Origin of the sequence: Janthinobacterium sp. 64 (genome assembly GCF_002813325.1) — a bacterium.
Taxonomy (GTDB): Bacteria; Pseudomonadota; Gammaproteobacteria; order Burkholderiales; family Burkholderiaceae_D; genus Janthinobacterium.
Map to the genome: position 1 here is coordinate 5,966,972 of NZ_PHUG01000001.1, position 16,461 is coordinate 5,983,432.

The window sequence follows — 16,461 nt, forward strand, 5'->3', positions numbered from 1 at the left end:
CTTCACCTGCGTCAAGGACTGGGCAGTATCGGCGGGGCTATAGTCTGCACCCTGAGCCGATACAGGACTGTGAACATCATGATGCTTGAATCAACCACCGCCACCCGCGTGGCCGGACCGCTGGAACTGGTCTGCCCCGCCGGCAGCCTGCCTGCCCTGAAAGCGGCCGTCGACAATGGCGCCGACACCGTCTACCTGGGTTTTCGCGACGCCACCAATGCGCGCAATTTCGCCGGCCTCAATTTCGACGAGAAGGCCATCGCCGAGGGCGTGCGCTACGCCCATCAATACGGACGCAAGGTGCTGCTGGCGCTGAACACCTATCCGCAGCCGCACAACTGGGCCGTGTGGCGCAGCGCCATCGACCGCGCCGCGCAAGCGGGCATCGACGCCATGATCGTCGCCGATCCGGGCCTGATGGCGTATGCGGCCCAGCACCACCCGCAGCTGCGTTTGCACCTGTCCGTGCAGGGTTCGGCCACCAACTACGAAGCCATCAATTTTTACCATGAACACTTCGGTATCGCCCGCGCCGTGCTGCCGCGCGTGCTGTCGATGGCGCAGGTCGAGCAATTGATCAGCAAGACGGAAGTCGAGATTGAAGTCTTCGGTTTCGGCAGCCTGTGCGTGATGGTCGAAGGGCGCTGCGCGCTGTCGTCGTACGCGACGGGCGAGGCGCCGAATACGCACGGCGTGTGCTCGCCGGCGAAATCCGTGCGCTGGCTGGAAACGCCGAACGGTCTGGAGTCGCGCCTGAACGGCGTGCTGATCGACCGCTATGCGCCCGGTGAAAATGCCAGCTATCCCACCCTGTGCAAGGGCCGCTTCGAAGTCAATGACGAAGAGTATTACGCGATCGAGGAGCCGGCCAGCCTGAACACGCTGGCGCTGCTGCCGCAGCTGATCGCCATGGGCGTGCGCGCCGTGAAGATCGAAGGACGCCAGCGCAGCCCCGCCTACGTGGCACAGGTGACGCGCGTGTGGCGCGAAGCGATCGACGCCTGCCGCGAAGGCAATGCGCGCTACGCCGTCAAGCCGGGCTGGATGGCGTCCATGGACAAGCTGGCCGAAGGGCAGCAGCACACCCTCGGTGCGTACCACAGATCTTGGAAATAAAGGATGAACATGCTGAAGCTTTCTTTGGGCCCCTTGCTCTACTACTGGCCGCGCGCCACCGTCTTCGAGTTTTACCAGCAGATCGCCGGCAGCGCCGTCGATATCGTGTACCTGGGCGAAACAGTCTGCTCGCGCCGGCATGAAGTGCGCCTGGCCGACTGGCTCGATATCGCCGACATGCTGGCCGCTGCCGGCAAAGAGGTGGTGCTGTCGACGCAGGCGCTGATCGAGGCGGGCGCCGAACTGGCGACTCTGCGCCGCATCACGGGCAATGGCCGCTATACGGTCGAAGCCAACGACATGGGCGCCGTGCATTGCATGGAAAAGGGCACGTCCTTCGTCGCCGGTCCCCATCTGAACCTGTTCAATGGCCCCAGCCTGCAACTGCTGGCGCGCCTCGGTGCGCGGCGCTGGGTGATGCCGCTGGAAATGGGACAGACGGCGCTGGCTGAGATGCAGCGCCAGAAACCGGAAGGGCTGGAGACGGAAGTGTTCGCCTACGGCCGCATGCCGCTGGCGTTTTCCGCGCGCTGCTTCACGGCGCGCAACCGCAACCTGCCGAAGGACGATTGCGGCTACAGCTGCCTGGAAGAGCCGGATGGCCTGCTGCTGCGCACGCGCGATGAAGTGCCGTTCCTCGTGTTGAATGGCACGCAGACGCAGTCGGCGCTGGTCTACAACCTGGTGCGCGAACTCGACGCCATGCGCGACATGGGCGTATCCGTGGCGCGCATCAGCCCGCAGGCCATGCATACGGAACAAGTGATCGCCATCTTCGACCGCGCCCGCCGCGGCCAGGTCAGCGGCGTGGGCGCTCAGGCCCAGCTGGCGGCCTGCCAGCCGGCCGGCGCCTGCGACGGCTACTGGCACGGCCAGCCCGGCATGGAACAGCACGCCGCTCATTGAACGCATCGAAAGGAAGCACCATGCAAGATCAACTGGAAAGATTGCCCATCCCGGCCAAGCCCGCCATGAGCAAGCCCGCCATGTCGTACCGGCTGCCCGAACCGCTGGCCGAATTGCTGTCCAAGCTGCCGCCGTATCCCGCCTCCTGGCTGTTCGTGCAAGGCTTGAACCGCTTGCTGGCGCCGCAATTGCCCGACGATGTGCGGTGCAGCCTGGAGGGGCGCAGCCTGCGCCTGCGCCTGGTCGACGCGGGCATCGCCTTCGATTTCGAATGGCAGGGCACGGTGTTCGTGGCCGAGCGCTATGTGGACGTGCCGGACCTGTGCATCGCCGCCAGCGTGCATGACCTGATGCTGCTGGCGCGGCGCCAGGAAGATCCGGATACGCTGTTCTTCAGCCGTCGTTTGAGCCTGGAAGGCGATACGGAGCTGGGCTTGCTGTTCAAGAATACGCTCGACGCCATCGAGTTGCCGCCATTCGATTTACAGGCGCTGGGACCGCGCCGCGTGCTGGCGCATCTGCGCGACCGGGGCGCGCGGGGAGGGTAAGCGGGAAGGTGGCGGCGCGCAGTGGCGGTACTCAATGGCGGCAGTGACCGCAGGCGCCGCTGCAGGACGGCAGTTGTTCTTCATCGGAGGCCTCGCCCATGAAGCCGGCATCGTTGACGGCGGCCAGCAGGCGCTCCTGCGTGGCCAGGCGTTCGTCGAACTGCACCGTGGCGCCGTGGCGCGCCAGCGAGACGCACACGGTGGCCACACCCGTGACGGCCTCGAGCGCGCCCGTCAGCCTGTCGGCGCAGCCTTCGTGATCCATTCCGATGATATTCAAGCGTGCTGTCTGCATGGGTTCCTCTTGTTTTTCAGATAAAAAAACAGCGTAGGCGAGGGGCGCGCATGCCGTCCAGAGCCGCACGCACGATTTATTTTCTATTTGCCGTTTTATTGATCTGGATTAATTTCCAACCCTCTTGGCCAGCCGGGAAGTGCTGTTGTTTTGTACACATTTTCCATATTCGAGTCGACAAGCGTGCTGTGCTGCGTGATACTGTCATTCTGATAAGAACGCTATGAAAGCGCTGGAAAGGAGGGGCCATGCAGCGCCGCCCCCTGCTCAAGTTTGCCGCCCTGTGGCCGTTGGGCGCGGCCGCCGCCAGCCCGTCGCCGCCGCTGCCGCTCGTGTATCCGCGCCACCAGGCACTCAATGATCCGCAGCAAGGCTATGTGACGGCCTTGCTGCAACTGGCGCTGGCGCGTTCGGGCCAGGCGTATGCGTTGCGCCGTTCCGAACTGCGCATGGTGCAGACGCGCGCCATGCAGGAAATTGCCACGGCGTCGGGCAGCGTCGATGTCGTGTGGACGATGACGAGCCGCGCGCGCGAAACGCAGTTGCTGCCGGTACGCATCCCCATCGACCGCGGCCTGATCGGCTGGCGAGTGGCCCTGATCCACGCGCGCCAGCCGCAGTTGCTGCGGGGCGTGCGCAGCATCGCCGCGCTGGCGCGGCTGTCGGCTGGCCAGATGCGCGACTGGCCCGATTGCGCCATTCTGCAGGCGAATGGCTTGCGCCTCGATACCTCGAGCACCTACGAAGGCCTGTTCCAGCAACTGGCGGCGGGGCGCATCGATTACTTTCCCCGCTCCGTGATCGAGGCGCAAAGCGAGCTGGCCAGCCACGCGCAATTGCCGCTGGCGCTCGATGCCCACCTGGTCATCCGCTACCCGGCCGCGCTGTACTTCTTTGTCGGCAAGCACCGGCCGGAACTGGCGCGCCATATTGAAATCGGACTGGAAACCATGCTGGCCGATGGCAGTTTTGCACAGCTGTTCCAGCGCCATTTCGGCCGTCTTGCGGATGGCCTGAAGCTGTCCCGGCGCCATGTGCTGGAACTGGCCAATCCTGACTTGCCGGAAGAGACGCCGCTGCTGCGCAAGGCACTTTGGTATCGTCCAAAACATTACTAATAGTTTTATTGCTCAGTGTCAAACAAGCGCTTCAATCGTGCGCAGGATGTTTGATAAAACGCAAGGCGAGTTCAACAGAACACCTGTTGACACTTGTAAATTTTTCGCCGAAGATAATTCCAGATTGCAATACTTTGCAACATCTTCCCAGCACAAGCGGTGATACGCAGGTGCCGTGCGGGATCCGTGCGCCCGTTCAACAGCCAGCCGCCGCCAGCCGCCGAACGCTCTGTCCCCTTGTAACCAGCCGTAATCTTTTCGAAGGTTCGTCCATGCTCGATTCGATCACGTCGGTATTGCACCAGGTGCCGGAACTGGCCCTGTTCCTGGCCCTGGCCCTGGGCTATGCGCTAGGGCAGATACGCTTCGGCCCCATCCAGCTGGGCGGCGTGTGCGGCACCCTGATCGCCGCGCTGCTGATCGGCCAGCTGGGCATCACGCTGGATGCCAGCGTCAAGAACGTCTTTTTCATGCTGTTCATCTTTGCCCTCGGCTATGCGGGCGGTCCCCAGTTCTTTGCCAACCTGAATGCCAAGGGCTTGCGCTTGGGGATACTCTGCGTGATCGAAGTGGTGGTGGTGCTGGCGCTGGTGCTGCTGGCCACGCGTTTCCTGGGCCTGGACCAGGGCACGGCGGCCGGCATGATGGCGGGCGCGGCGACGGAATCGGCCGTCGTCGGCACGGCCACGGATGCCATCTCGAAGCTGGCGCTGCCGGCCGCCCGCATCGCCGAGCTGCAGGCCAACGTGGTCACCGCGTATTCCATCACCTACATCTTCGGCCTGATCGCCATCGTCATCGTCACCAGCCAGATTTTCCCTCTCCTGCTGCGCGTCAACCTGCGCGAGGAAGCCGATAAATTGTGGGAAAAGATGGGCGGCGCCCAGACCGATGGCGACGGGCTGCAGGCCACGCCGGAAATGGTAGGCCGCGCCTACCGCATCAGCCGTGGCGCGGGACGCCGTCTCGACGCCTTGCAGCATATTTTCGCGGGCCGCGCCAGCATCACGCGCGTGCGCCGGCACGGCAAGGTATTGCCTCTGGAACCGGCACTGCGCCTGCGCGCCAATGACGAAGTACTGGTGATCGGCCACCGTCCCGCGCTGGTGGCGGCCGAAGCCATCCTGGGCGAGGAATTTGCCGACACGACGGGCTTGAATATGGCGGTTTCCGCCTTGGAAGTGGTGCTGCAGCAAGCTTCGCTGGTGGGCCAGCCGCTGCGCCAGCTGGCCTTGCCGTCCGGCGTGCACGTGGCGGCCGTCGTCCGTGGCGAGCACAGCATGCCACCGCTGCCCGACCTGACCCTGCAGCGCGACGACGTGCTGCGCCTGTACGGCACGACGGAAGGGCGCGAACTGAACACGGCGCTGGCCGCCATCGGCAAGCGCGTGCCGACGGGCGACCGCAGCAATATCGTCTACGCCAGCATCGGCATCGTGCTCGGTGTATATATCGGCGGCTTTACCGCCAAACTGGGCGGCATCCCGTTTTCGCTGGGCACGGGCGGCGGCGCCTTGCTGACGGGCCTCGTGTTCGGCTGGTACCAGGCACGAAAACCTGGCATGCCGGGCATCCACCCCAGCGCGCTCGACATGATGAAAGATATCGGCCTGGCCACCTTCATCGCTTGCGTGGGCCTGGCCTCGGGGCCGCAGGCGATCGATCTGATCCGCCAGTACGGCCTGTCGCTGCCGCTGATGGGCGTGCTGATCGCCGTCATCCCCGCCTCGCTGTCGTTGCTGGTGGGCCACTTTTTCCTCAAGCTGGAAGCGCCCGTGCTGCTGGGCGCCATCGCCGGCCAGCAGTGCAGCACACCGGCCCTGTCGGCCGTGCAGAACGCGGCCGGCAACTCGACGCCCTTGCTGGGCTACACGATTACGTATGCGATATCGAACGTGGTGCTGCCCCTGTTGGGGCCGCTCATCGTGGCCCTGGCGGGGTCGGTGCACGCATGAGCAGCCTGCAAGAGCACACGCAGTAAAGAATTCCTTCAACACGAAAGGCGGTCCGCATGGAATGGTTGCATGAGTTATTCAAGAAGTCGCCCGAAATTGCCTTGTTTCTCTCCCTGGCAGTGGGTTACTACATCGGCAAGATCAAGTTCGGCTCGTTTCAGCTGGGCGGGGTCGCCGGTTCACTGCTGGTGGCGGTCCTCGTCAGCCAGGTAGGCGTGGCCATCGATCCTGGTGTCAAGTCGGTGCTGTTCGCGCTGTTCATTTATGCGGTCGGCTATGAAAGCGGGCCGCAGTTCTTCAATTCGCTGGGGCGCCAGTCGGTGCGCGAAATCATCCTGGCCGTGGTGCTGGCCGTGACGGCGCTGCTGACGGTGGTCATCATGGCCAAGGTCTTTGGCCTGGACAAGGGCCTGGCGGCCGGCGTGGCGGCGGGCGGCTTGACGCAGTCGGCCATCATCGGCACGGCCGGCGATGCGATTACCAAGCTGGGCCTGGCGGCCGACGAGGTGGCGCGCCTGCAGGGCAACGTGGCCGTCGGCTATGCCGTGACGTATGTGTTCGGCTCGTTTGGCGCCATCATCGTCTGCGTCAACATCTTGCCTAAGCTCATGGGTCGCACCATCCGCGAAGATGCGATCAAGGCGGAAACGGCGCTGCAGGCGGGCGTGCAGGTGCTGGGACCTGGCCAGACGCCGGCCGCGCCCGACTTGATCGGCCGCATCTACGACGTGGGTCCCGGTGCCGGACGCTCGGTGGCAGAGATCGAAAGCGCCCATCCGAACACGGCCATTACCATCGAGCGCGTGAAACGCAATGGCCAGATCATCGACGTCAGCCCGGACCTGGTGCTGGCGGCCGACGATATCGTGCTGCTCGTGGGCCGGCGCGAAGCCATGCTCAGCGTGTCTTCCCAGCTGGGCAAGGAATTGCTGGCCGTCGAAGGCATGGAACTGGTGATGCAGCGCCGCGACATGGTGCTGACCAACAAGGATTACCACAACAAGACGGTGGGCGAAATCCGCAGCGCGACAGCGCCCGGCGTGCGCCACGGCATTTTTGTCGTGCAGCTGAGCCGCATGGGCAAGATCTTGCCCATGCAATCGGAAACCGTCGTGCAGACGGGCGACGTGGTGACCATTTATGGCGCCGAGCAGGACGTCAAGCGCGTGGCGGCCGAAGTCGGTTACATGATCGTGCCAAGCGCCAAGACGGACTTCGTCTACATGGGCGCCGGCCTCGTCGTCGGCCTGCTCGTGGGCTTGCTGGTGGCGCGCATCGGCTCGATTCCGCTGACCCTGGGCAGCGGCGGCGGCGTGCTGCTGTCGGGCCTGGTATTCGGCTGGTTCCGCGCCAAGCGCCAGACGTTCGGCTACATGCCTAGCGGCGCCGTGCAAATCTTGAAAGACTTGGGCCTGGCCGGCTTCGTTGCCGTCGTCGGCCTCACGTCCGGCCTGCAAGCCGTGCAAACCGTGCGCGAACACGGCCTGACCCTGTTCGGCGTCGGCGTGGTGGTCACCATTCTGCCGATGATTTTGACCATGCTGATCGGCCGCTACATTTTGCGCTATGACAACGTGGCCATCTTTGCGGGCGCCTTGTCCGGCTCGCGCAGCGCCAATCCCGCGTTCGGCGAAGTGCTGAACGCGGCGCAAAACTCGATTCCTACCGTACCGTTTGCCATTACATATGCCTTGGCCAACGTTTTCCTGACCTTGCTGGGGCCGCTGATCGTGGCCTTCGTTTGAGTCTGCAAGAACCGTGCACATTGTCTGTCTATAAGGAGTAGCAAAAATGGATTTCAGTAACCCAAGCAAACTCGCCCTGTTGAGCCCCTTCGAACTGAAGGATGCGCTGATCCAGACGGCCAAGCAAAGCAACCGCCTGATGCTCAATGCGGGCCGCGGCAACCCGAATTTCCTGGCGACCACGCCACGCCACGGCTTCTTCCAGTTCGGCCAGTTCGCCATGACGGAAGCGGAACGTTCCTATGTGTACATGGACGACGTGGGCGGTTTCCCCACGCGCGAAGGCATCGAGGCGCGCTTTGAAATCTTCGTGCGCAAGCATGAAGGCAACCCGGGCGCGCACTTCATCGAGGCGGCCGTGTCCTACGTGCGCGACCAGCTGGGCCTGAGCGCGGGCGATTTCATTTATGAAATGTGCGAAGCCATCCTCGGCTGCAACTATCCCGTGCCGGACCGCATGCTGCGCCTGTCCGAGAAAATCGTCGGCCAGTATATCCACCGCGAAATGATCGGTGACCATCCGTTTATCGGCAACTTCGATATGTACGCCGTCGAAGGCGGCACCGCCGCCATGACGTATCTGTTCGCCAGCCTGAAATCGAACCACATCATCCAGGAAGGCGACACCATCGCCCTGGGCATGCCGATCTTCACGCCCTACATCGAGATTCCCCAGCTGAACGACTACAAGCTGAACACCGTGCACATCGATGCGCCGCAATCGAACAACTGGCAATTCACGAAGAAGGAGCTGGACAAGCTGCTCGATCCGAAAGTCAAAGCTTTCTTCCTCGTCAACCCCAGCAATCCGCCTTCCGTCAAGATCGACGACGAGACCCTGGAATACATCGCCAAGATCATCAAGAAGCGCCCGGACCTGATCATCCTGACCGATGACGTGTATGGCACCTTTGCCGACAATTTCGTCTCGCTGTTCGCCATTTGCCCGTTCAACACCATCCTCGTCTACTCGTTCTCGAAATACTTCGGCGCGACGGGCTGGCGCATGGGCGTGGTGGCCACGCATGAAAACAATGTGCTCGACGACAAAATTTCCAAGTTGCCGGAAACCATCAAGAAGCAGCTCGATGCGCGCTATCACTCGATCACGACGGAGCCGCGCGAGCTGAAATTCATCGACCGCCTGGTGGCCGACAGCCGCACGGTGGCGCTGAACCACACGGCCGGCCTGTCCACGCCCGTGCAGGCGCAGATGACCTTGTTCTCGCTGTTCTCGCTGATGGATGAAGAGCAAAAGTACAAGCAATCGATGAAGCGCATCGTGTTGCGCCGCAAGGAAGCGCTGTACCGCGAACTGGGCTTGCCGATGGTGCACGACGCCAATTCCGTGCGCTACTACCATTTGCTGGACATGGAATCCCTGGCCGCGCAGATGCATGGCGTGGAGTTTTCGCAGTGGCTGCTGAAAAAACTCAAACCCAACGAAGCGCTGTTCCGCCTGGCCGAGGAAACGGGCGTCATCTTGCTGCCGGGCCGCGGCTTCGGCACCACGCACCCGTCCGGCCGCGTGTCGCTGGCCAACCTGAACGAATACGACTACGCCAACATCGGCCGCGCCATCCGCAGCATGGCGTCCGAGTTCTTTGCCGTGTTTGAAAAGGAAAAAGAAAAGGGTAGCAAGAAGGCCAAGAAATAATTAGTTTGCTAAAGGCTTGACCGCAACGGGCGCCCCGCAAGAGGCGCCCGTTTTCACATGCCGGCCGCAGTAAGCAATAGTGCAGGCTGAAATGGACATCCGTGGATATAATTGCTATTGTGAAAGTATAAACATGGCAACCCCGTGCTTTCCCCTCATTCATTGACTGGACGCTACATGGGCAGATTGCAAGGACACTTATCATTATTGCTGGCGGGCGCGCTGGGCGCGGCCATGCCCGCGCTGGCGGAACCGCTGACATTGAACGAAGCGCTGCAGCAAGCGGCCAGGGCTTCGGGCGCCGTGCAGGGCGCCGCACTCGACGTGCGCGCAAAAACACTGAAGGCGGAAGCCTTGTCGAATATCGATGGTCCGTCCGTGGACTTGACGGCGTTTCGCGGCCGCCTGTCGACGGACTTGAGTATCGATACGAGCGGCCTGGCCGGCGTGGTGGGCGGCATCGAATCGGTGCTGCCGCCGATTCCCGGCTTGCCCACGCCGCACATTCCCAATTCCCTGAACCGCGAAGTGGTGACGGATCTGACCTCGTTCGGTTTGCTGGGCATGTGGCCCATCTACACGGGCGGGCGCCTGGACGCCGTCAAGGGACTCGCATCGAGCCTGACTCTGGCCGCGCAGGCCGAGCGTACGGAAGCGGAAGAGCAGCTGGCCACCCTGGTGGCGCAGCGCTATTTTCAGTTGCTGCTGGCGAAAAGAGTGGTGGCCGTGCGGGCCGAAGTGACGGCCGGCGTGACGCAGCACCAGCGCGACGCGGCCCGGCTGGAAAAGGGCGGCCTGATTTCGCGCGCGGAACGCTTGCGCGCCGACGTGGCCCTCGACAGCGCCCGCAGCGACGAAGCGCAGGCGCGCAGCGACGAGGAAATCGCCCAGGTGGCGCTTGACCGTTTGCTTGCCGTCAGCACGCAAGTGCTGCCCAGCACGCCGCTGTTCGTCAACAGCTTGCCGGTCGGCACCTTGCAATCGTTCATCAGCACGGGCATGCGCGAAAACGCGAACTGGAAAAAGATCGACAGCAAGCGCGTGCAGGCCGAGCAAGCCTTGAAGCTGCATGGCAAGGAATACGCGCCCACCGTGTTTGCCATCGGAAACTACAATTTGAACCGAGGCAACGAAAAACTCGTGCGCTCGAACTGGGCCATCGGCCTGGTCGTGTCCGTTCCCCTCGTGCACCGCATCAACACGGGCAAGATGATCGCCGCCGCCAAGCTCGACCAGGAGCGGGTGGAAGTGGTGGCGCGCCAGGCCGAGCGCGACATTCCCACCCTGATCGAAAAGAACTGGCGCGCGCTGGAAAACGCCCGCATCCAGTACCTGTCCACGGCGTCGTCGGTGGAGCTGGCGCGCGAAAATATCCGCTTGCAAACAGTGGCCTTCCAGCAAGGGCAAGTGACGTCGCTGGAAGTGGTCGACGCGCGCCTGAACCTGGCCAAGGTCGAAACCCAGCGGGCGCAGACTGCCTATCACTATGTGATGGGCCTGGCGCAATTGCTGGAAGCGACGGGCGAGTCGCAACGCCTGGGCAGCCTGGCCGCCGCGGCCGATATCCAATTACCTGTGGACAAATAATAATGAGTACTTCCAAAAAACCCTTGGCCATCGTCGCCGCCATCATCGTCCTCGGCTTCGTCGGCTGGGGCCTGTACCAGGCCTTCCAGCCGCAGCGCCTGCCTTTGCAGGGGCAGATGGATGCGCAGGAAGTCAATGTCTCGTCGAAAGTGCCGGGCAGGGTGGGCGAGCTGTACGTCAAGCTGGGCCAGACGGTGCCGAAAGGTGAGCTGCTGTTCCAGCTGACGAGTCCGGAAGTGGATGCGAAGATCGCGCAAGCGACGGCCGCTACACAAGCGGCCGAGGCCGTGGCGCAAAAGGCGCAAGCGGGGGCGCGTCCGGAAGAAGTCGCCGCGGCCAAAGCCAACTGGGAGCGGGCGCAAACGGGCGCCACCATCGCCAAAACCACGTACACCCGCGTCAATAATATGTACGAGCAAGGCGTGATCGCCCAACAGAAACGCGACGAGGCGCAAGCGCAATGGCGCGCCGCCGAGCAGCTGGCGCAAGCGGCCCGCGCGCAATATGACATGGCGCAAAAGGGTGCCCGTCCGGAAGACAAGACGGCGGCCGCCGCCCAGGCGCGCCAGGTGGGGGCAGTGCTGACGGAAGCGCAGATCGCCCTGGCCGAGACGAAGATCGCCGCGCCCGTGGCGGGCCAGGTCAGCAAGATCCAGATACAGCCCGGTGAACTGGCGCCGCAAGGTTTCCCCGTGATTACCCTGGTGAACCTCGATGACGCCTGGGCCGTGCTGCAAGTGCGCGAAGATGAAATGGCCGCGTTTGCCATGGGCAGCACGCATACGGCCAACGTGCCGGCGCTGAAACAGCAGCTGAGTTTCAAGGTCAGTTCGGTCGCCGTGCTGCCGGATTTTGCCACGTGGCGCGCGGCCCGTCCGGGCGGCACGGATTTGCGCACGTTTGAAATCCGCCTGCGCCCCGCCATCAAGGTCGATGGCTTGCGTCCGGGCATGTCGGTCGTGTTTCCACCGCTCTGATACGAGATGAACGACGCGGATAAAGGGCCGGTTTCAGCGCTGGCACGCGAGTGGACGCGGCTGCGCGGCGACTTCTGGGACTTCGGCATGCTCAGCTGGATTCCGGTGGTGCTGTGCGGCATGTTGTGGCTGGTGTTTTCCTCCGGCATCGCGCGCGACTTGCCCATCGTCGTCATCGACAACGACAATTCCACTTTGTCGCGCCAGCTGACGCGCTGGCTCGACGCCTCGCCCGGTATCGAAGTGGCGGCGAAAGTGGCCTCCAGCGACGCAGCCCTGCACCGCTTGCGCGAACGCACGGCGTTTGGCTATCTGCTCATCCCCAACGATTTCGAGCAGAAACTGCTGGGTGGCCGTCAAGCCACCGTGCAATGGCTGTACAACGCGCAGTTTTCTTCGCACGCGGGCGCTTTGCTGCGCGACGTGCGCACGGTCAGCACGACCTTGTCGGCCGGCATCGAGATGACGGCGCGCGCAAAAAAAGGCATGTCGGGCGTGCAGGCTGCCGCGCAGTTCGAACCGATACGCACGACCTTGAACAGTTTATACAATGAAAACACCAGCTATGAAGCGTTCCTGACTCTGGCCCTGATGCCGGCCATGCTGCAGATTTTCATCGTCGTCGCCGTCGTCACTTCCATCGGGCGCGAGTTGCGCGACGGCACGGTGCCGCAATGGCTGGCCTCGGCCAACGGTAGCTGGCTGCGCGCCGTCGGCGCCAAGCTGCTGTTTCCCTTGCTTGCTTATGTTGCGCTGGCGCTGCTGTACCTGCTGTTCTTCAGCCTGGCGCGGGGCTGGGCCGTGGCGGGCAGCTTGCCGGCCTTGCTGCTGAGCATGCTGTTGCTGGTGCTGGCCTATTGCGGCCTGGCCACCTTGCTGATCGCCGCTACCTTGTCCCTGCGTCTGGCCCTGTCGGGCGCGGCATTTATTACCGCACCGGCCTTCGCGTTTGCGGGCCAGGCCTTTCCCTTGATGGCCATGCCGGCGCCAGCGCGCGCCTGGGCGCAAGCCTTGCCGCTCACGCATTATCTGCAATTGCAAACGAAATACTGGCTGGCCGGCGCGCCGTGGCGTTATGGCGTGCAGGAAATGCTGATTTTGGCCGGCTTTGCCATCGGCTGCGGCGCCGTGGGCGTGTTCCTGCTGGCGCGCCGCGCGAATGCGCCTGCCGCCTGGGGGCGCGCATGATGTGGCCGGCCTTTCTCGCCACCTGGCGCGCCATGCTGACGGACAAGGGCGCGCTGACCTTGCTGTTCATCGGCGGCATCATTTATTCCTTCTTTTATCCGCTGCCATACTCGACGGAAATCGTCCAGCGCGTGCCCGTGGCCGTCGTCGACCAGGACCGCAGCGCCATGTCGCGCCAGCTGACGCGCTTTGCCATGGCCCATCCATCCTTGCGAGTGATCGCCGTCACGCCGGACCTGCCCGTCGCGCAAGATTTATTGTGGCGCGACGAGGTCATGGGCGTCTTGATCCTGCCCGACGGCTTGCAGACGGACGTGCTGGCCGGGCGCGCCGCCCACGCGCAAGTGGCGGGCAACGGCTTGTATTTGATGCTCAACAAGGTGGCCTTAAACGGGCTGGCCGAAGTGGTGGGCACCGTGTCGGCCGGTATTGAATTGAAACGTTTGGGCGCGGGTACGCCATCGACCGTGCAGGCCAACCAGCAGCGCTCGCCCATTGTGTTTGACGCCGTACCCCTGTTTAACGTCAAGGAAGGCTATGGCGCCTATGTCGTGCCGGGCGTGGCGACCTTGATCGTGCAGCAGACCTTGCTGATCGGCATGACCATGCTGTTCGGCACTTGGTACCAGCGCAAGAGTTTCCCCGTGGCCGGCAAGCGCACGGCGGATGGTTACATCGGCATGCTGCTGGCGTTTGCCTGCGTGGCCTTTTTGAACTGCTGCTATTTCTTCGGCTTCGTCTTCTGGTTCCAGGATTATCCCCGTGGCGGCAACTTCGGCGGCATGCTCTTGCTGCTGGTGCTGTTCTCGCTGGCGGAAGCGGCCTTCGGCATGCTGCTGGGCATGCTGTTCCGCACGCGCGAACGGGGCACGCAGCTGATGATCGCCACCTCGATGCCCGTGCTGTTCCTCGCTGGCCTGACCTGGCCCGTGTCGTCCATGCCCGTCGTGCTGCAATGGCTGCGCTGGCTGCTGCCATCGACGGCCGGCATCCAGGGCTTTGTCGCACTGAACCAGATGGGCGCGTCCCTGTATGAAATCCGCCATGAAGTGGCGGGCTTGCTGGCCTTGCTCGTGGCCTGCGTGGCGCTGGGCTGGTGGCGCTGGCGCAAGATCGATGAAACCGTTGTTGATTTGAACAAGGCGTAATGTGGCCGATATGTAATAATTTCGTTTCCACATTAAATAACAACGCCTGACAAAACCGTAGCGAGCGGAAGGGAGTTGCGGCCGAGAAGCGCAACTGTACGAATGTACAGTGAGCATCGCAGGCCGTAAATACCGACGCGCAGTAGGTTTTGACAAGCGTTAGCCAATCATGTCCCCCTTCAATCTGTTCCAGCGCATCTCCCAGGCCCCCACCAAACCCAAGTCCGCGCCCGTTGCGCGGCAGTTCGACGTGGCGGACCTGTACCAGGGCCCCATCGCGCTGGGAGCGGAAGGCGAGACGCAGGCGCGGCCTTTCGATGAAAAGCTGCGCCAGGCGTATTTTTGGATCGTCAACCACGCCATCATCAGCCCCCATTACGACATCGAGTACAACGACGGCCCGTCGCAGACGTATTCCGTGGGCGACAGCCGCCGCACCTTGAATCTGCCGTCGGCGCAAAGCTATTCGAGTTTCATTTTGCTGCCGCTGCTGACGTTTGCCACGCGCCGCAAATGCCTGTTCGTCGGCGGACCGGGACGGGGCAAGACGGCCAGCGCCTTGCTGATGGGCGTGCTGGCCGGCTCCACCGTCAAGGAAGTCAAACGCGCCATGCAGCATGGCCACCCGCAGATGACGGTGGCCGACTTGCTCGGCAACCCGCTGCCGGCGGACCTGGTCAACGCGCAAAGCATGGACGATATCCGCATCGCCTGGCGCGCCTGGCTGGGCATGCGCGTAAAAATCGTCGATGAATACAACCGCATCCCCACGCGCACGCAAAGCGCGCTGCTGACCGTCATGGGCGACAATTACGCGGAAGTGCTGAACCACATTTACGAGTGTCCGGAAGCGGCCTGGTATCTGACGGCCAACGACGACCAAGGCGGCGGCACCTACCAGGTGATCGAAGCGCTGCGCGACCGGGTCGACGTGACGGTGCAGGCGCTGGCCTTCAACCCGCGCTTCCTGAACGAGTTGCTGCTGCGCGTGGAAGAAAACGTGCGCCCCGAAGAGCTGGTGCCGCCCGATATCATCTTCACGGAAAGCGAGGTCGATCAGATCGGCGAGGCGATCCGCCAGGTGGGTATCCCCGACGCCGTGCGCCGGCGCCTGGAATTTTTCGCCAGCCAGTTCGAGCTGTTCGAGACGGCCGGCGGCCAGTTCGAATACATGACCAAGGACACTGCCCGCCTGGCCGGCGCCGACCGGGGGCAGGCGCAGGCGGCCGACAATGGGCGCGACCGCCTGAAGGATCTGGGCTGCCAGACCCTGAACGGCATCTCCGTGCGCACCTTGATGGCACTGATGATCTACGCCAAGGCCATGGCGTATTTCCGCGGCAATGGCGAGGTGGAGCTGGAAGACTTGCGCCAGGTGCTGCCGTTTGTGTTGCATAACAAGCTGCAGCCGGATCCGGACGCGCCATTTTTCGCGCTGCCGGAAAACGCCGCCTACCGCAGCGACAGGCTGGGCTGGCTGCGCCGTTTGTTCGATCTGTCGAACGATGAATTCAACCGCCTGGACCTGGACCGCGACGATCCTGTCGGCGTGCTGTCGGCCGAATTCGACCTGGGCCTCGATGGCGTCAGCGAACGCGAAACCCTGGCGCGTTTGAACCGCATCGAAAAACTGATCGGCGAGCGCACGAAAGGGCGAAAACTGTACGGTCCCCTGTACGACGATTTGTTGAAACTCAAATACCTGCACCAGCGCTATACCAACTACCGCAGCTGGCTGCGTTCGCAATGAGCGTCCTGCATTGTCAAGGCTTCCTCGAAGCGCTGGCGCTACTCAATAGTGAAGCGAGCGATCTGTGTGCGAGCTATGAGTTGCGGCGCCTGCCCGAGGCGCCCGACCTCGCCACGGCGCTGGGCTTGCGCGTGGAAGATCATGCCTTGCGCGTCATCGCACCCGCGCGCGACTTGCCGGCGGCCCTGTGGCACATCAAGGTGGTGCCGTGCGGGCGCGCGCAGCTGGAACAGGTATGCCAGCGCTGGTTTTTCTCATCGCAGCACATGCAGGCGGCGCCGGCCGGGCGCTTGCGCGCGCAGCTGGTGGCCGCTTTTCTGGAATCGCTCGACGCCGCGCTTGGTGGATTTTCCCTGCACGCCGTGACGATGACGCCACCAATGTGGTACGCGATTCACTGGGACGAGATCGCGTTCGAGCGCGATGGCGAACGCTATCTGCTGCACTTTTCGCATAGCGACTGAAAGGCTG

The 16,461-nt window shown here is 63.2% G+C and carries 14 protein-coding genes; 13 read left to right on the forward strand and 1 reads right to left on the reverse strand.

What is annotated here, in order from left to right:
* Window positions 1-78 precede the first annotated feature (78 nt).
* From ubiU to ubiT, 3 genes are read left to right on the forward strand one after another with little or no spacing between them, the layout of a single operon-like run.
* Entirely contained in the window at window positions 79-1,116 is a 1,038-nt protein-coding gene (gene ubiU / locus CLU91_RS26355; RefSeq protein ID WP_442906587.1) for a ubiquinone anaerobic biosynthesis protein UbiU, read from the forward strand.
* A gap of 9 nt (window positions 1,117-1,125) precedes the next feature.
* A complete protein-coding gene (gene ubiV / locus CLU91_RS26360) occupies window positions 1,126-2,022 on the forward strand; it encodes a ubiquinone anaerobic biosynthesis protein UbiV (protein ID WP_100876937.1) in 897 nt (298 codons plus the stop codon).
* Between the two features lie 20 nt (window positions 2,023-2,042).
* Window positions 2,043-2,570, forward strand: coding sequence for a ubiquinone anaerobic biosynthesis accessory factor UbiT (gene ubiT, locus CLU91_RS26365; protein WP_100876472.1), 528 nt, complete (start codon window positions 2,043-2,045; stop codon window positions 2,568-2,570).
* A 31-nt stretch (window positions 2,571-2,601) separates the two neighbouring features.
* On the opposite strand, the gene CLU91_RS26370 is transcribed toward ubiT, so the two are convergent.
* Window positions 2,602-2,865, reverse strand: a complete 264-nt coding sequence (locus CLU91_RS26370) for a heavy-metal-associated domain-containing protein (RefSeq protein ID WP_071078113.1) — start codon at window positions 2,863-2,865, stop codon at window positions 2,602-2,604.
* A 248-nt stretch (window positions 2,866-3,113) separates the two neighbouring features.
* On the opposite strand from CLU91_RS26370, the gene CLU91_RS26375 reads away from it, so the two are divergent.
* The 10 genes from CLU91_RS26375 (at window position 3,114) to CLU91_RS26420 (ending at window position 16,454) form a co-directional block, all read left to right on the forward strand.
* Window positions 3,114-3,983, forward strand: a complete 870-nt coding sequence (locus tag CLU91_RS26375) for a substrate-binding periplasmic protein (protein ID WP_100876473.1) — start codon at window positions 3,114-3,116, stop codon at window positions 3,981-3,983.
* A gap of 272 nt (window positions 3,984-4,255) precedes the next feature.
* Window positions 4,256-5,938 (forward strand): aspartate-alanine antiporter, encoded by a 1,683-nt coding sequence (gene aspT, locus CLU91_RS26380; protein WP_100876474.1) that lies wholly within the window; start codon window positions 4,256-4,258, stop codon window positions 5,936-5,938.
* Between the two features lie 56 nt (window positions 5,939-5,994).
* Window positions 5,995-7,683, forward strand: coding sequence for an aspartate-alanine antiporter (aspT, locus tag CLU91_RS26385; protein ID WP_100876475.1), 1,689 nt, complete (start codon window positions 5,995-5,997; stop codon window positions 7,681-7,683).
* 46 nt (window positions 7,684-7,729) lie between these two features.
* Window positions 7,730-9,340, forward strand: coding sequence for a bifunctional aspartate transaminase/aspartate 4-decarboxylase (locus CLU91_RS26390; protein ID WP_100876476.1), 1,611 nt, complete (start codon window positions 7,730-7,732; stop codon window positions 9,338-9,340).
* Between the two features lie 177 nt (window positions 9,341-9,517).
* Window positions 9,518-10,927: a TolC family protein gene (locus tag CLU91_RS26395; protein ID WP_232730891.1), complete on the forward strand. Its 1,410-nt coding sequence runs from the start codon at window positions 9,518-9,520 to the stop codon at window positions 10,925-10,927.
* A 2-nt stretch (window positions 10,928-10,929) separates the two neighbouring features.
* Window positions 10,930-11,904, forward strand: a complete 975-nt coding sequence (locus tag CLU91_RS26400) for an HlyD family secretion protein (protein WP_100876478.1) — start codon at window positions 10,930-10,932, stop codon at window positions 11,902-11,904.
* 6 nt (window positions 11,905-11,910) lie between these two features.
* Window positions 11,911-13,092, forward strand: a complete 1,182-nt coding sequence (locus CLU91_RS26405) for an ABC transporter permease (protein ID WP_100876479.1) — start codon at window positions 11,911-11,913, stop codon at window positions 13,090-13,092.
* Window positions 13,089-14,240, forward strand: coding sequence for an ABC transporter permease (locus tag CLU91_RS26410; protein WP_100876480.1), 1,152 nt, complete (start codon window positions 13,089-13,091; stop codon window positions 14,238-14,240). Before CLU91_RS26405 ends, CLU91_RS26410 begins: the two co-directional genes overlap by 4 nt.
* A 169-nt stretch (window positions 14,241-14,409) precedes the next feature.
* Window positions 14,410-15,990, forward strand: coding sequence for an AAA family ATPase (locus CLU91_RS26415; RefSeq protein WP_100876481.1), 1,581 nt, complete (start codon window positions 14,410-14,412; stop codon window positions 15,988-15,990).
* Window positions 15,987-16,454, forward strand: coding sequence for a hypothetical protein (locus CLU91_RS26420; RefSeq protein WP_100876482.1), 468 nt, complete (start codon window positions 15,987-15,989; stop codon window positions 16,452-16,454). The genes CLU91_RS26415 and CLU91_RS26420 overlap by 4 nt, the downstream gene beginning before the upstream one ends.
* Window positions 16,455-16,461: the final 7 nt, after the last annotated feature.